This is a genomic window from Pseudomonas sp. AP19 (assembly GCF_001728855.1).
GTDB classification, from domain to species: domain Bacteria; phylum Pseudomonadota; class Gammaproteobacteria; order Pseudomonadales; family Pseudomonadaceae; genus Aquipseudomonas; species Aquipseudomonas fluorescens.
In genome coordinates this window covers 19,699-34,890 of the sequence record NZ_LXJP01000066.1, presented here as the reverse complement: position 1 = coordinate 34,890, position 15,192 = coordinate 19,699, and the positions used below count along the sequence as shown (strand labels likewise).

Annotated in this window: 19 protein-coding genes and 1 pseudogene; 12 read left to right on the top strand and 8 right to left on the bottom strand. The window is 55.2% G+C overall.

Annotated elements, in window-relative coordinates; all coding sequences use genetic code 11:
- Positions 1-133 precede the first annotated feature (133 nt).
- The 5 genes and pseudogenes from A7D21_RS29575 (at position 134) to A7D21_RS29550 (ending at position 3,730) form a co-directional block, all read left to right on the top strand.
- Entirely contained in the window at positions 134-622 is a 489-nt protein-coding gene (locus A7D21_RS29575) for an Arc family DNA-binding protein (protein ID WP_069553368.1), read from the top strand.
- A 624-nt stretch (positions 623-1,246) separates the two neighbouring features.
- A pseudogene (locus A7D21_RS36730) lies at positions 1,247-1,343 on the top strand (transposase); the annotation flags it as partial.
- Positions 1,344-1,539: 196 nt separating this feature from the next.
- Entirely contained in the window at positions 1,540-1,884 is a 345-nt protein-coding gene (gene tnpB, locus A7D21_RS29560) for an IS66 family insertion sequence element accessory protein TnpB (RefSeq protein WP_003425037.1), read from the top strand.
- Between the two features lie 37 nt (positions 1,885-1,921).
- Positions 1,922-3,427, top strand: a complete 1,506-nt coding sequence (locus tag A7D21_RS29555; protein WP_003425038.1) for an IS66 family transposase — start codon at positions 1,922-1,924, stop codon at positions 3,425-3,427.
- 3 nt (positions 3,428-3,430) lie between these two features.
- Positions 3,431-3,730, top strand: a complete 300-nt coding sequence (locus A7D21_RS29550) for a plasmid pRiA4b ORF-3 family protein (RefSeq protein WP_003425039.1) — start codon at positions 3,431-3,433, stop codon at positions 3,728-3,730.
- 92 nt (positions 3,731-3,822) lie between these two features.
- Here A7D21_RS29550 and merB read toward each other — a convergent pair whose 3' ends face one another.
- The 5 genes from merB to merT are packed head-to-tail and all read right to left on the bottom strand — an operon-like array spanning position 3,823 to position 7,282.
- Positions 3,823-4,461, bottom strand: coding sequence for an organomercurial lyase MerB (gene merB / locus A7D21_RS29545; RefSeq protein ID WP_003425042.1), 639 nt, complete (start codon positions 4,459-4,461; stop codon positions 3,823-3,825).
- A gap of 12 nt (positions 4,462-4,473) precedes the next feature.
- The gene (merA, locus tag A7D21_RS29540; protein ID WP_003425044.1) at positions 4,474-6,156 is read right to left on the bottom strand and encodes a mercury(II) reductase; all 1,683 of its coding nucleotides are present in this window, start codon (positions 6,154-6,156) and stop codon (positions 4,474-4,476) included.
- A gap of 35 nt (positions 6,157-6,191) precedes the next feature.
- The gene (gene merC, locus A7D21_RS29535) at positions 6,192-6,626 is read right to left on the bottom strand and encodes an organomercurial transporter MerC (protein ID WP_003425046.1); all 435 of its coding nucleotides are present in this window, start codon (positions 6,624-6,626) and stop codon (positions 6,192-6,194) included.
- Between the two features lie 12 nt (positions 6,627-6,638).
- Positions 6,639-6,914: a mercury resistance system periplasmic binding protein MerP gene (merP, locus tag A7D21_RS29530; protein WP_003425048.1), complete on the bottom strand. Its 276-nt coding sequence runs from the start codon at positions 6,912-6,914 to the stop codon at positions 6,639-6,641.
- Positions 6,915-6,931: 17 nt separating this feature from the next.
- Positions 6,932-7,282 (bottom strand): mercuric ion transporter MerT, encoded by a 351-nt coding sequence (merT, locus tag A7D21_RS29525; protein ID WP_003425049.1) that lies wholly within the window; start codon positions 7,280-7,282, stop codon positions 6,932-6,934.
- A gap of 71 nt (positions 7,283-7,353) precedes the next feature.
- Here merT and merR point away from each other — a divergent pair, with 71 nt between their 5' ends.
- Positions 7,354-7,785: an Hg(II)-responsive transcriptional regulator gene (gene merR / locus A7D21_RS29520; protein ID WP_003425050.1), complete on the top strand. Its 432-nt coding sequence runs from the start codon at positions 7,354-7,356 to the stop codon at positions 7,783-7,785.
- Between the two features lie 247 nt (positions 7,786-8,032).
- Here the strand turns inward: merR and A7D21_RS34820 are convergent, their stop codons facing one another.
- Positions 8,033-8,224 (bottom strand): hypothetical protein, encoded by a 192-nt coding sequence (locus tag A7D21_RS34820; RefSeq protein WP_083272265.1) that lies wholly within the window; start codon positions 8,222-8,224, stop codon positions 8,033-8,035.
- 192 nt (positions 8,225-8,416) lie between these two features.
- Between A7D21_RS34820 and A7D21_RS29515 the strand changes: the two genes are divergently transcribed.
- Together A7D21_RS29515 and A7D21_RS29510 are read left to right on the top strand one after the other, a co-directional pair.
- Positions 8,417-9,223, top strand: a complete 807-nt coding sequence (locus A7D21_RS29515; protein ID WP_069553367.1) for an N-6 DNA methylase — start codon at positions 8,417-8,419, stop codon at positions 9,221-9,223.
- A gap of 68 nt (positions 9,224-9,291) precedes the next feature.
- Positions 9,292-9,540 carry a YebG family protein gene (locus A7D21_RS29510; RefSeq protein ID WP_069553366.1) on the top strand — a complete coding sequence of 83 codons (249 nt, stop codon included), beginning with the start codon at positions 9,292-9,294 and terminating at the stop codon, positions 9,538-9,540.
- Between the two features lie 50 nt (positions 9,541-9,590).
- Here the strand turns inward: A7D21_RS29510 and A7D21_RS29505 are convergent, their stop codons facing one another.
- Complete coding sequence (locus A7D21_RS29505; protein ID WP_069553365.1) at positions 9,591-9,854, bottom strand: sulfurtransferase TusA family protein; 264 nt, start codon at positions 9,852-9,854, stop codon at positions 9,591-9,593.
- A gap of 668 nt (positions 9,855-10,522) precedes the next feature.
- Between A7D21_RS29505 and A7D21_RS29500 the strand changes: the two genes are divergently transcribed.
- On the top strand, positions 10,523-10,921 hold the full coding sequence (locus A7D21_RS29500; RefSeq protein ID WP_017848234.1) for a hypothetical protein: 399 nt from the start codon (positions 10,523-10,525) through the stop codon (positions 10,919-10,921).
- Positions 10,922-12,414: 1,493 nt separating this feature from the next.
- Here the strand turns inward: A7D21_RS29500 and A7D21_RS29495 are convergent.
- Positions 12,415-13,572 (bottom strand): replication protein, encoded by a 1,158-nt coding sequence (locus A7D21_RS29495; RefSeq protein WP_069553364.1) that lies wholly within the window; start codon positions 13,570-13,572, stop codon positions 12,415-12,417.
- Positions 13,573-13,790: 218 nt separating this feature from the next.
- Between A7D21_RS29495 and A7D21_RS29490 the strand changes: the two genes are divergently transcribed.
- The 3 genes from A7D21_RS29490 to A7D21_RS29480 all read left to right on the top strand — a co-directional run bounded on the left by A7D21_RS29490 (position 13,791) and on the right by A7D21_RS29480 (position 15,007).
- The gene (locus tag A7D21_RS29490; RefSeq protein ID WP_017848236.1) at positions 13,791-14,081 is read left to right on the top strand and encodes a hypothetical protein; all 291 of its coding nucleotides are present in this window, start codon (positions 13,791-13,793) and stop codon (positions 14,079-14,081) included.
- A gap of 78 nt (positions 14,082-14,159) precedes the next feature.
- A complete protein-coding gene (locus A7D21_RS29485; RefSeq protein WP_141718290.1) occupies positions 14,160-14,360 on the top strand; it encodes a hypothetical protein in 201 nt (66 codons plus the stop codon).
- 278 nt (positions 14,361-14,638) lie between these two features.
- A complete protein-coding gene (locus A7D21_RS29480; protein ID WP_017848238.1) occupies positions 14,639-15,007 on the top strand; it encodes a hypothetical protein in 369 nt (122 codons plus the stop codon).
- Positions 15,008-15,192: the final 185 nt, after the last annotated feature.

The following is a 15,192-nucleotide window of genomic DNA, read 5'->3' as shown; positions in this document are numbered from 1 at the left end:
TTCAAACAGAGCGCCAAACTGCCGTTGAAAACCGACAACAGGTGATTTGGCGTCATGTTCTTGACTGGAAAAATGATCTGGTTCAGCGGAGAATGCGCGATGCTTCATTGACTACTGACCTGAGTCTGACACCATGATTAGCCCGACCAGCCTGACATCAACCCCGGATTCCGCATTCCCTGCGGCCCCTTCGCGGACGGCTGAAAAATTCGTACTTCGTATTCCTATCGTGCTCAAAGAAGCTATCGAAGAAGTGGCTCGACGCCAGTTCCGCAGCTTCAACAGTGAAGTGGCACTCGCAGTAATCAGCCAATTTGAGAGTCATCGCCGGCTGATCACAATGCGCAACTCCCTGGCCACCCGGCTGGGCTCAGATGTGGCTGACGAGGTGCTTTTAAGGTTCCAGCGGATTGACCCTAAGGAAGGCGCCGTACAAGGTTTCAACATTCGCTTTCCAGAGGGCTTGCGGGATGAGGTTAAAGCATCATCGGCCGACACCATGAAGATAGCGATTGCCAATGCTTGTGCTGACTGGGTCTACTACAGCCAACAAATTGAAGCTCTTTTGAAGCGATGTGAAGATCCTGACATTCAATTCCCCTCTGCAGTTGTCAAACACTGATCCGCGCGAGCTAAATGCGGCCCGCCTCTCATCTCCTTTTGACCGTCATTGCCCCTCTAGGGTCTGCCTCCCGCTTTTCTCACACTTGCCCGCCTCAAGCTATGAAAATGTCATGAGCGCCATCTGCAGCCCTCTGCGAGCACCGACCTGACCCTTGTCGACTATCATGAGCACAAGATACAAAAAGGGGCTCAATCTGAGCCCCTTTTTGATCTGACGGAAATCACATACCAGCGGCTTTCAGGAGTGGGTTACTGGAGCTACCATTCCCACCATTGGTTTTGTAAGCGTCCAGCAACTTACCACTCTTCGACCATTCAAAGATGGTCGCTTCGGCTTTGTTTTTACCGACGAAAGGAATTGCGGTAATGAGGTTATATTCGTATCGCCACATTTCCTTGGAAGAGATTTCGCTTTTCGAAGATGGATAACCAATTTCTTGAACAACTTGCTCTTGAGATGTAACCGTCCGGCCAGCACCCTCTCCTGACAGCCCTCCAAATTGGCCAAGATAGTGGACACCATTTTTTAGTGGACACTATCTTGGATACAGTTGCCCCAGCCCGTCGAGCCGGTCGCCGCCCCAACTTTCCGCTGGACTTTAAACGCCAAGTCGTCGAGGCCACCTTCCAGCCTGGCGCCTCCGTGTCATTGATCGCTCGCGAACATGACGTCAATGCCAATCTGGTCTTTCGCTGGCGGCAGCAATACCAAGAAGGGCTATTCGGCCCGGTCAGCCAGAGTGCTTCGTTTTTGCCAGTCCAGGTGATCGAGGCGCCAATGGATCTGCCGCCAGTCTTCCAGCCACAGGCAGAGTGTCATTCCGAGATCGCAGTTGAGGTAGGAAAAGCCAAGTTGCGTATCACCGGAGCACCAGACCCGCAGACGCTGCAACTCGTCTTGCAGCAGTTAGTGCGATGATTGCCCCTCCCGCTGGAACCCGTATCTGGATCGCCGCTGGCGTCACGGACATGCGTCGTGGCTTCGACGGTTTGGCGGCCATGGTGCAGACTCAACTGGAAGCCGATCCCTTCTCCGGTCAGATCTTCGCCTTTCGCGGACGGCGTGGTGACCGGATCAAACTGTTGTGGTGGGATGGCGACGGCTTGTGCCTGTTTTGCAAACGGTTGGAGCAAGGACGCTTTGTCTGGCCGCAAGCAACCAGCGGCAGCGTGTCGCTGACGACCGCGCAGTTGTCGATGCTGTTGGAGGGCATTGATTGGCGCCGGCCAATTCGTACAGCACCCGTCCTCGCGGTCTGACTTGCCGCGCTGAAAAAATCCCCAGTAATATTCGGGCATGACCCTCGTGACCGACTCCCTGCCGAATGATCTTCAAGCCTTGAAGGCGCTGATCGCTGCCCAGCACGCAGAGATTGAGCGCTTGAAGATGATGATCGCCAAGCTGCGTCGTACGCAGTTCGGTCGCAGCTCCGAGCAACTGGAAGCGATGATCGACCAGCTCCAGTTGAGCCTTGATGAGCTGCAAATCAGCCAAGCCGAAATGACACCTCCAGTCGAGCCGGCACCTCGCGCAGTTTCGCGCCGTAAACCATTGCCTGAACACCTACCTCGCGAAACCCACGTTCATCAGCCCGAGTCGCAATGCACTGGCTGCGGTGGGACGCTTCGCCATTTAGGTGAGGATGTGTCCGAAGTGCTGGAGTACGTTCCGGCACGTTTCAAAGTCATTCGCCATGTCCGTCCGAAGTGGGTTTGCCGCTGCTGCGAGCACTTCGCCCAGGTGCCGGCACCGAGTCGCCCGATCGCCCGAGGTCTTGCCGGCCCAGGGTTGTTGGCCCATGTGCTGGTCTCGAAGTTTGTCGATCATTTGCCGTTGTATCGGCAGTCCGAGATCTACGCCCGTGAGGGCGTGGAGCTGGAGCGCTCAACCCTGGCCGACTGGGTTGGCCAGAGCAGTCAGTTGCTGCGACCACTGATCAACGCCCTTGAGCACCACGTCATGAGCGGACACAAAGTCCATGCCGACGACACGCCGATTGGCGTGCTCGCGCCGGGCAACGGCAAGACCAAATCGGCGCGCCTGTGGACGTACGTGCGGGACGACCGACCTACGGGGGACGCGACACCGGCGGCGGTCTGGTTTGCCTACTCGCCGGATCGCAAGGGGCAACATCCCCGCGCGCATCTCAAGCGCTTCAGCGGGATCTTGCAGGCGGACGGCTATGCCGGTTTTGCTCAACTATATGCCACGGGCACCATTGAGGAAGCGGCGTGTTGGGCTCACGCCCGGCGCAAGTTTTACGAGGTCTACAAAGACCTGGCTTCACCACTTGCCGCCGAGGCGCTGCAACGGATTGCGGCCCTGTATGCCATCGAAAGCGAGATTCGAGGGCAACCGCCCAACCTGCGAAAAGTGGTTCGGCAAAGCCGAGCCAGTCCGCTGCTGGAACAACTCCACGCGTGGCTCAACCAGACGCTGACTCAACTGTCGAAAAAATCGGCATTGGGCGGTGCGATTCTCTATGCCCTCAATCGGTGGCAGGCCTTGGTGCGCTATTGCGATGACGGGCGAATTGAGATCGACAACAACGCTGCCGAACGCGCGCTACGTGCTGTCGCGCTAGGCAGAAAAAATTATCTGTTCGTCGGTTCCAACGCCGGCGGCGAACGAGCGGCTGCGATTTACAGCCTGGTGGGTTCAGCCAAACTCAACGACCTGAACCCGCAAGCCTATTTGACACACGTGCTGGAGCGCATCGCCGACCACCCGATCAATCGGGTCGACGAACTGCTGCCCTGGAACGTTTCTCTCGCCTCCACGGAACTCTGCGAGGCCGCCTGATCCATGGTCAAAACTGTTCGCTTGCCAAAACCCGAACCTGATTTGTTGCTACTGCACATTGAATTGAAGTGGATCGAACCTGCCATCTGGCGCCGTGTGGCGGTGCCCGAGAACATCACCTTAGGCAAATTGCACGCGGTGATCCAGATCGCAATGGGCTGGCACGATGACCATCTGCATGAGTTTGAAATAGCTGGTGAGAGTTACGGTATTCCCGACTCCGATGGATGGGGGCCTCCCGTGAACTCGGAGACCCGCAAGACTCTGATCAAAGCGTTGAACGGGAAAAGGACATTCCGCTAGGTCTATGACTTTGGCGATGGCTGGGATCACCGGATCAAAGTCGGAAAGAGAAATCCGATGCCCACTCCGTAGGACATTGAGTCGAAATCCAATCACGATGTTCTCATTGGAAGGGTCTGCAACAGATGTCGATTAAGCTCCTGGCCCACGCCGAACGCCTCTTGGACGCTTACGATAGTCAATCCTTGATGCTTGGAGGCCCAATCTTCTGCCGCTGGGATAGATGCGAAGAAATGCACATGGCAACAGAAGGACTGACGAACGTCGGCCGCCTCCTGCGGCAATACCAGTGACACTGCCACGTCGGCAGGTTCAACAGCCTGTATCTCGCTGGGTGAAACCGTAAGCGAAACGGGTGCTCCAGTTGCAGCGCAATGCGACGAGACGCGAGCTGTACGGCCGATTAACGCCGGGAGCATCAGGGTGTCCAGCGCGCACCAGGCATACAGCCGGCGGTTGTCAATTTCCAAGACATGCGACGTCTCGCGCAAGGTGAGGACATAGCCGATGATGTTCCCATCGTTGTCGTATTCGGTACTGGTGGCTTGTTCGAGCACAGCCGCCACTTGCTCAGCGGGCCAGCCAAGAGTCCTGGCAAGCGTAGTTCGCGAAATCGGGCGTCCCTTGGCAAGTTCACCCAGTAGCGCGACCAAGAACTCCGCAAAACCTTTGGGCCGGTTGGTCGGGGTGAGACGTTCGGCGATCTCGGTAATGTAGCGGGCAAATTTCATGGTGCTCTCCATTCATCCAGCGCAGCAGGACAATTGCTTTACGTCCTTGGTGAAAGTCTGCGCCGCGAGCTTCAGGCCCTCGACCATGGTTAGGTAGGGGAACAACTGGTCGGCCAGCTCCTGCACGGTCATGCGGTTGCGAATAGCCAGCACCGCCGTCTGAATCAGCTCGCCCGCTTCCGGGGCCACCGCCTGCACGCCGAGCAACCGACCAGAACCCGCTTCGGCGACCAGCTTGATGAACCCTCGCGTGTCGAAGTTGGCCAGCGCACGCGGCACGTTGTCCAGGCTCAGCGTGCGACTGTCGGTTTCGAGGCCTGCGCGCTGTGCTTCCGCTTCGCTGTAACCGACGGTGGCCACCTGCGGATCGGTGAACACCACCGCCGGCATGGCATCGAGATTAAGCGTAGCTTCGCCGCCGGTCATGTTGATCGCCGCACGGGTGCCAGCCGCCGCCGCGACGTAGACGAACTGCGGCTGGTTGGTGCAGTCGCCGGCTGCATAGATATCCACTGCGCTACTGCGCATGCCCTGATCGATCTGAATGGCGCCGCGTTCATCCAACAGTACACCCGCCGCTTCCAGGTTCAGGCTTTGGGTGTTGGGCGTGCGGCCGGTGGCGACGAACAGTTGGTCGGCGCGCAGTTCACCGTGGTTGGTGGTCAGTACGAATTCGCCGTTGGCGTGGGTCACCTGACTGGCTTGTGTCTGCTCAAGCACGTCGATGCCCTCCATGCGGAAGGCTGCGGTCAGCGCCTCGCCGATGGCCGGATCTTCGCGGAAGAACAGCGAGTTGCGCGCCAGGATGGTGACGCGGCTACCCAGCCGGGCAAAGGCTTGCGCCAGCTCCAAGGCCACCACGGATGAGCCGATCACGGCGAGCCGTTGCGGAATACTGGCGCTGGCCAGTGCCTCCTCCGAGGTCCAATAGGGGGTGTCTTGCAGCCCGCGAATCGGCGGCACGGCCGCACCGGCGCCGGTAGCGATCAGGCAGCGGTCGAACGCGACTTCGCGCCCGCCCCCCTCGACCAGTTCGACGCTGAGCGTGTGGCCGTCCTGGAAGCGAGCGGTGCCACGCAGCACGGTGATGGCTGGTGTGCTCTCCAGAATGCCTTCGTACTTGGCGTGACGCAGTTCGTCGACAAGGCCTTGCTGTTGCGCGAGCAGCCGCTCGCGCAGGACGGTCGGCGGCGTGGCGGGCATTCCGTCATCGAACGGACTCTCGCGGCGCAAATGAGCCACATGCGCGGCGCGAATCATGATTTTCGACGGCACGCAGCCGACGTTGACGCAAGTGCCGCCGATGGTGCCGCGCTCGATCAGAGTGACGCGGGCGCCGGCTTCCACCGCCTTCAAGGCGGCCGCCATTGCCGCACCGCCGCTGCCTATGACTGCAATGTGTAGCGCGTCGCCGTTTTTGCCGACCTCGGTGTCGCTGCGCAACCAGCCCAGCGCCTTATCGAGCTGGCCGGGGCGCGGTTGTAGCGAGGCGACTTCGAACGACGCTTGATACCCAAGGGCCTCGACGGCGGCTTGCATTTGTTCACGGCTGACAGCCGCGTCGGCCGTCATTTCGGCCTTCCCACCGGCGTAGGAGACGTCCGCCCGGTGCACGCCGGAGATTCCCTCCAGAGCATCTCTGACGCGGTCGGCACAGGAGGCGCAGGTCATACCGTGGATTCGCAGTGTGGTCATAGCGTTTACTTCCTCAAATGGGTCTCTTTGCGGCATTACTGTTTTGGCTGTGGTGGGCAGGCACCCGGGGCGCAACGGGGGTGGGCGGGCGACACGAGATCCCAGATCGAGCCCCCAAGCATGAGGGCCAGACCGATATAGAGCAGCCAACCGCTCCGCCAGCCATAAGCCCGCATCAAAAACACCGCAGCCAAGACCAGGACAGGGCCTATCAGGCCGAGTGCAGTTCGCTGCCACTGCCGATGTTTGAGCCAGCCAAGGGAATTGACGAGCAGCGCCAGGGCCGCAAACAAGGGCAGTAGCGTGGTGATGAACAGGCCTTCCCACTGGCTCAAAAAGCCCAGACCGATTGCAGCGCCTAAGCTAGCCAGAGCAGGAAAACACGCGGCGCAGCCTAGGGCTGAAACCAGCACACCGACGGAACTGGCTTTGTCACCGATCCGCGTGAACAGATTGAGAGGATTTCTCATTGGTATTTCCTCCTATTGCTTGATGGTAGATGGATAGCCGGCATCCTCGGTCGCCTTGGTCAGGGCCTCGGAGTTGGTCTTGGCATCGTCGAAGGTCACGATGGCTTCGCGTTTCTCGAAACTCACCTCGGTCTTGGTCACGCCCTCGACCTGGGTCAGCGCTTTCTTGACCGTGATCGGACAGGCGGCGCAGGTCATGCCCGGTACCGACAGGGTGACGGTTTGGATGGCGGCCCACACCGGGGAAACCACGGCAATGAGCGCGAGAGCGGCAAACAGCTTTTTCATGGGAGACTCCTGCCTGATCAGTAAAACAACGGGAGGATGTAGGGGAAACCGAGCGCGACCAGCACGAGTGCCATCACGAGCCAGAAAATGAACTTGTAGGTAGTTCGTACCTGCGGAATTGCGCAGGTCTCACCGGGTTTGCAGGCTTGAGCCGGGCGGAAAATGCGCCGGTAAGCGAAGAACAGCGCCAACAATGCCGCGCCGATGAAAAACGGGCGGTAGGGCTCCAGAACGGTGAGATTACCGATCCAGGCGCCGCTGAAGCCCAGGGCAATTAGCACCAGCGGGCCCAGGCAGCAGGTGGACGCAAGGATCGCCGCCAGACCTCCAGCGAGGAGTGCACCACGGCCCTTTTGTGATTCAGACATGGGTTCAACCTTTCGAATGTTTGATCGATGGGTTAAGGTTATTTCCGTAGTCAGGTACGGAGTCAAGCGGTATGAAAAACACTGCGGAAAGCCTGACCATTGGCGTCTTTGCCAAGGCAGCCGGGGTTAACGTGGAAACCATTCGGTTCTATCAACGCAAAGGGCTGTTGCCCGAACCGGACAAGCCCTACGGCAGCATTCGTCGCTACGGCGAGGCGGATATTGCACGGGTGAAATTCGTGAAGTCCGCACAACGGCTGGGCTTCAGCCTCGATGAAGTGGCCGGACTGTTGCGGCTCGATGACGGTACGCACTGCAATGATGCGCGTGTGCACGCCGAGCAGAAGCTCGAAGACGTGCGGGGGAAACTTGCGGATCTGCGGCGGATCGAGTTGGTCCTGGCGCAGTTGGTTGATGACTGTTGCGCGAGCCACGGGACGGTTAGCTGCCCGCTGATCGATTCGCTGCATGGAATAGATAGCCACGAAAACTTCGCGCCTTAGCCTACGATTTCCCGTTTCATTGCCCCCCTGTTTGTCGGCTTGAACAGGAAAAGAGCGGCGCTCAATGAGCCCCGTTGACTGGCCAAACCTACGGTCTGCTTTTAGCCACGCTCTTACCCTACAGAGCCGAGAGTCCTGATCACTTCGAATGCAAATGATTGGTCAGTTGCAACGCAAATGGGTGGTCAAGTGGGGTGCAATTTCGCAGTTTTTGAGTGTGAGCGCGTCAATCAGCGGTTAAAGGGGATTAAGGTCTGAGATGCAAGGCGGTGTAGTTCGGACGCTTACCTTGAGATGCGCGAGCAGTTTTAAGCTGTTGAACTTTCTCTGGCGCGACGAAAGTCCCAGTCTCGTAGTCAAGAGGTGACTTTCCGTTAGCGCAACCGCCCAGGATGGTCAGGGACAATACAGCAGCCGCAATCAGTGCAACTTTCTTCACGAATAGATTCCTGTTCAGATCGGTACAGGCCGCTTCATTGCGGCCAGGTAGCAGGCATGGAAGACGCCCACCACTCACCCTAACGGCACCTAGTCAAAACGGCGAGCCAAAATGCCGTAAGCAAAATTGTGGTTCTGGCACCCAGCCACTCGCTACAGACTCACTCCTATAGCTCAATCATGGAGTGCTTCAATGCCCAGTACCAAAGAAAGCCTTGCGACGATGTCTAGCATCATCAGCTCTGTAGGCTACTACCCAGCCAGGAGCGTATTCGCCGATTTTGTTGAGATGGCCGCAATCGCGATACGCAATTCCTTCGATCAATCTGCTCGTGAGGCTCGGGAAGCCCGCTATCGAACCCTCATTGGTAAGTACAAACCACACGATCAGCCCAAATTCGGTGATCTACTGCAGCATCTCGTTCAAGCTCTTGGTTTACAGGCTGGTGATCTACTCGGCGAGCTGTACATGACCCTCGGGGTTTCAAATGCCGATATGGGGCAATTTTTCACCCCACCCTCTATTTCCACCCTGCTTTCAAAGCTCGCAATGGATAGCGATCATATTCAGGCACAGGTGAAGCGTAGAGGTTTCGTGACTCTTTCGGAACCAGCAAGCGGATCGGGGGCAATGGTCATAGGGTTTGCTAATTCAATGCTAGAACTGGGTATCAATTACCAGCAGCACCTGCACGCCACCTTGATCGATCTCGACATACGCGCCGTTCACATGGCCTTCATTCAGTTGAGCTTGCTTCACATCCCGGCCGTTGTGGTACACGGCAACACCCTGACGCTAGCTGAGTATTCTCATTGGCATACGCCCTCACATGCCATAAATCTCTTTGACTACAAGCTCAAGCGTGGTTTCTCACTTGAAAGCGAGATGGGCAAGGCCTATCTGAAACAGAATCCAGGTACAGATCTTGCTGAATTCACTTGTGGGGTTTTGACACACACGGCCGTAGACAATAATTCTGTTCAGGCTAGCAACCTGTAGCGTTGAGCTGAAAATCTGCTTGCTGAATCAGTATCCGACTAAAAGTCATCACATAAACGAGGCCAATCATGGCTGTAGAAACCTTGTATCGCAGTACCCGAGACCTGGAGACAATCTTCGTGGAAAAAAAGGCGGCAGATCAACATGATGCGATGCTTGAGCTTGCTGAAGCACTCACTGCGGCACTGATTCAGAATGTGCCTGGGTTAGATGAGAAAATGGGCGAAGAAGTAGGTATTTTCATGGCGAAAAATCGCTCGGCCTTTGCATCAGCTTTCAAGAACAATCCGGCTGCATTGCTTGAGATTGGTCGATAAGCTGAAGGTTGCTCGAGTTCGGTACGGGCTGAAGGAATGCCCGTACCGCTTCATTCCCCTAGCTGAATCCTCAACCAAAATCCGAAAACTCCACCTTCTTCTGCCTCTCCTATCAATTCGTGGCCAGTCTGTTGAGCAAAGGTTTTGAAGTCCCTCTTGCTCCCAGCGTCGGTCGACAAGACCTGCAGTACCTGCCCTTCTGACATTCGATTGCATTCGAGCCGAGCCTTCAGGATCGGTATGGGACATTGAAGTCCTCTCGCATCCACGATGACGTCAGGTTCCTGGTAAGGGTCTGGATTTGTGGCAGTCATTGCGCCGAGTCCTTAACACTTGATCGTGCGCCCAGTGTAACCCGTATTCGCCCGGGGGCTTCTGGCACAACCCCTTCCAAATGATGATGACTCGGTTAGTGGTCAAGGCGACTTAGCCGTCCACATCGTTTTTATAACCACTCGGTGTGAATGATTTACCGAGATGAAATCTGATGGGTATATGCATGAAACTTCAAACCGCTCATTTACACCCTTTGTTGAATCCCACGCGTGATGCTGCACAGCTGTACGCTCAGCACAGTGACCTTAAACACAAGCTTTTGCGCTCAGCCCATACCGATCATTTCACTCGTACCGAGCGAGATCAAATGCGTGAGGCGCTGGCTGGCATTAGTGAGGCTCACCGATCTGTCACAGGGACCCCGTTGAAATGATGGCCAATCGCATACACCGACAGTACCAGTGCACCTTTGAGGCTGGTAAGGATAAGCTCGATCTCGAAGTCACAGGGTTGGATCTACGTCATGGAGAAGTACATTTGCTCTCTTCTGATGCCGGCATGGCCATGGCCTTGAAGCATTGAATCAGTGCTGATGTCCTGCATGTGTTTCCAGGTAACCTTGATCCGTCGTGCTTGGTAAAGGGCCTAGGTTGGGCTATTTCGATCAATCTGATTTCAACGATCGAACCAGTGTGGAGACACCGCGATGTCATCAATCAGTAAATCGGCAATCCAGGCTGTTCGTGATTACGTCATCGATGACAATGGTGGACGTCTCGAGACAGACTATTTTGGTCACCAGGTAATTGCAGCTGCAGAAGCGCATTTGGTCACACTGGAACGTCAATCGAGCCCCCCCATTCCCCTGCTTGAGTTCTTCGAGAGGAAAGATGACATGGGCTTGGGCCGGCTGCGCATGATCATGGATGGTGACGCTGACGTGATCATCGAGGTGATCAGCACAGAGGGTGAATCTCTAGCTCTTGAATTTTGCACCTCAGTCACTGGAGGTGGCCGATCCCCCAAGGTGCGGGAAGCGCTCTACAATCTTATGAATGCGATTCGCGATGAGAACGAAACCAATCCGATTTTTACTGGAAGATAGTGGCCGATTTTTTCCTGCCCAATCTCGTTTTCTGATGTTTTTCGGGCTTTTCCAGTTCCCCGGTTGCGAAGCGAGGTGTTTTTTTTTGGGTTAAAAGGCTAAGAGCGATTAAGAACGGATAGGGCGAGGTATTTCAGCCTACAGCCCTTATGCTACGTGGATGTCAGCTAAAATTCAGGCCCAGCATACCTACATCATGGAGCGGAACAGACCTACTACTTAGGGCCCTCCAGACCTACAACCCTTATTTTTGGTCCGCTTTTATCCACAAGTTTATCCACATTTACCCCCTTTCAGCACCTCCACTGACCAGTTGAGCCCATTAAACCTACAACCCGATCGAGGTTAATTGGTGGATCTGGAAAGGCTCTCACCTGTGCGGCGCACCAAACCTACAACTCTGCAGCAATTCAGGAGGTTTTTTTTGTGGGATCTGTCGCCTCCAAATCTGTTGGGCGCAGCAAACCTACAACCTGCTGAGTTTCGGGCCCTGCAAACCTACAACTTTTTGTCAGTTACACACAGGCTTAGCCACAAGGATCTTATGAGGAACTTTCTCAAGCCATATCTGGCCTGCGTTGTAGGTTTGGTGCGCTCTTTATCTGGGCAGTCCGATCGTGTGATGTTGTAGGTTTGGTGAGCCCTTCTTCGGCAATCCCCAGGACTGAGGTTGTAGGTATGCTGCGCTCTACTTCTCACGACACTTAGGTAAGGGCTTTTACTGGAGAGATCAGTCGTGAAACCAAGCCAATTCAACACGTTATGCAGAGATCTTAATGCTGGGGGTTGTCCGTAGGCCTTCTCGTGCGTACACGCTGGCCGCGCCCCCAGGGTTGGAGGTTTGATGCGCCCTATCTGCAGGTAGGTGTTGGGGTTGGAGGTTTACTGCGCCCATTATTGCCACCGGACTTCCAATTCAAGTGAAATCCTTTCTGAACTGGAACTATATGTATTTCATAGCGTTACGACGTAAATCGATATTTAAGATTAGGTATCAACCTTAACCAACTGATATCAGTGCCTATGATTTTTGATGGTTGTAGGTTTGCTGCGCCCAATCTCACCCTCACAACCCGCCGATGTTGTAGGTTTGCTGCGCCCTATTTATTCAGCAGAGCTCCCTACACTTTTTCCATAAATCCACCACAAGGCTTAGCCAATGGGGGCTGTAGGCCTGATACGTCATCACGTTGGGTAACCCAGGTGACTTGTATATCCAGGGCACAGTGCAGTGCTGGGCGGTTTTTTCAGATTGGATCGACCGCCGAGGGTTGTAGGTTTGGTGCGCTGCAATTACGAGTATGCGCTGGCTGGTCTTAGCTGAAATGGGGTTGTAGGTTTGTCGGGCTCTATCTAAATCGATTCTCGGCCACACCATTGTAGGTTGTAGGTTTGCTGGGCCCAAGATGGCATGACAAGGTTGTAGGTTCAGTGAGCCGGACCTGGCCAGACCAGGAGTCACCATGAAGATGTTGTAGGTTTGTTGAGCCCGATCAGTCGAACACTTGGTCGGATCCGTCCTCAGGGAATGAGCCTTCAGCGCCTATGTTATGCGTAGCCCCGGCGGAACTCTCAATGACATTTTTCCCCTTAACTGCATCTTTAGCATCGGCGATGCCTGTCTTGCCCTTGATGTCGCTGGCCTTCTTGTTCGCCCTCATCATGTGTTTGATGAAATTGTCGTGGGGTAAGATTTCGAATTGAATGTCCTTGGTGACCCTCTTGTCATGATCGTCCTTGATTATCATTTCGTTCCACCCGGGGAGGATCACATTCTGTTCAGCGAGGCTATTCAGCGCTGTCCGCATGGCCCGCATGTTGTCCTTCATCCGCTCTGAGAGACCACGAGGGCTCTGCTCTAGGAAGCTGACCAACTTTGGTTGGTAGGGGTGATTCAGCGATGCCTGGGTCCAGTAATGGGAGATGCGCTTGTAAATGTAACGTGCCAGGTCGGACTTCAGCCCCATCGAAATGCTGTAGTCATACATCCTGAACGCCTGGGTTTTAACACCCAAGGTCACCAGCGGGTGAAAAGTCGCAAAGCACCTTGCCGACCCATCACTCAGATAGTCTTCGCGCGTTGTGATAGCGAGTTTTGGCAGCAAGTTGCCGCGGTAGCTGTTCCGCCCCTTGCCCGACCCTGTTGAGCACTCGAGAAGAGATGAGCTCATGACATCCAGAGCTTCTTGTACTTCCTGGGCGCTGTAGGAGTGTTTCGTCCTGGCGAGCTCTTTCCTAAGCTGGCTGATGGTGAAGTAGACCCCAACCTCTTTATCATCTGGCGACTCGAAGGAATTACCGTTTACGGCAATTTTCCTCAGCGCTTCCTCGACTATTTCCTCTCTCGACCCTGGATAGAGCATGACGCTGACCGTCTCGCCTGCGTCGTTGGTACGCTCAACAACGGCCGGCTTGATCTTGATCGTGTAGACCGCCCCGCGCGATTTCAACTGCCGGGTGATAACGCTGTTCTCTCTAAGGTCGAGTTCAGTATTCGCCCAGACGTATTTCGGCAAGGCGTCATAAAGCTCGATCGTATTGCTGTAGTCGGATTCCGAGGAGTCTAGAAGCTCAAAAAGGGCGAGTTGGGGGGGTTTGTCTGTAGCTTTGCTCCCAGTCTTCGCAATAGCCTTTTTTCCGGTGCTAGCCATCAATTGCTCCTCAGCATTCTGCAAAATACGATTTGCCCAGATTCGTTGAGTAGAACCTCGGTTTACTAGTTGAATTTGTCCATTCTACCCGGTGCAGCTCTTGCCCGCACTCAAGGCCTGGCCGGTATCGGTACACCCTTAGAACAGCGGATACCTGCTCCTGACACACATTCTCTGCCCCCATCATGGATTACCAAATTTCTAAGCAGGATTGATCCATGATTCAGGTCCGTATGAAACCCCAGTCGAATATCGAGTCCTCGGGCTGGTTTTCGCGGCTCAAGCAACTCGGCAAGGGCTACACATCGACCTCCAGGGCGGAGGCCTTCGGCACCATCGTCCACCTGGTGAAGGTCGGTAACGCTTGCCTTAAGCTCAAGCAAGGTAGTAGCCGATCCCTTCGATCGGAAGTCAACGAAGACAGTTCAGAAGTGAAAGCCATGCTTCAAGACCTCACGTCAGTAGGTGCCATTTTCCCGGTTAGTGAGGCCAAGTCATGGTCCCTTTGACTTGTATGCTTGCGGCCGCCGGTTTCGGCTCCGTTGCAGAGAGAGTGCTCCCATCTGCCGAGGGCGGCGGTCATTTTTGTGATCATTCATTCCCTGGTCATGGTGTTGACTTCCGGCGATTTCCGGTTCACCTCCACCTCGCCAGTGACCCGAGCTCAACTGGCAGGATTCTCCCCTGCCCTGTTGGTCTGCGGTGGTCGAATACTCATGCTCAAGTTGACCTTCTTCTTGATGATTGTCTTCACCCTCGCTCTGCCGATCATCCAGCTGGCTCTTTGAAAAACGTGACGCCAGTTTGGCCTGACTTTACAGAATCGTGAGCTTATCCTCAGCACTTGTCCCTTACGGCTCGCCTTTCTGGCCTGTAGCTAAAGGCGATGTGTCCAAATCAAGGCTCGACCTCAGTTTTGTGAAACTCTTCTCAGAACCGACGAACGGTCTTAACTACTTGGGGACATCTGCCGAAAAGGGAGTCAGAGCCAGTTAAGGCCAACTGTTGTGCCCAAGGGCGCACATGAAATGGATGAGGTCTTCGGACCTGTAGAAGGAAGAACAAAATGTCGCACTCGATTCTCGTTGCTGGACGCAAAGGTGAGATGGTGGAGGTAGAGCAGTTTGATCTGTTCAAGCACCGTATTAACGAAACGGATTTCAACATATCAGTCCATGCAGAGCCGAAATCGGTCGGCTCACGGGGTGATCGGCCTTTGGTTGTGAGCCTCTATGAGACTGGCTGTAGAATCGCAAGTCTGTCGGCTGGCAACGCTTCACTGGTGCTGGGCGGCGGAACAGGTTCAATCGACAAGCAACAGATACGTGTCTGTGCGCTGATCACTGTCGAGAGCCTTATTGCGGAGATCGGGGGCATGCGCCTTTCATCACTGCTGGGTAACTCGCTTTCAGAACAAAATCATTACAACCAGTAGCCCGACTCCGCATTGATTTGCAGGATCGTTGGTGCTCGGCCTCAATGATCCTGCCCCTTATCACCACCAGTATTCATTTCCTACCTGGGCATCTTACCTTGCGATGAAACATCTGCCTTAGTGCTTCTGCCACTCTCTGGCCGACTTCACTATGGGTCATCGAAATTAAGCCAGGAACCAACACT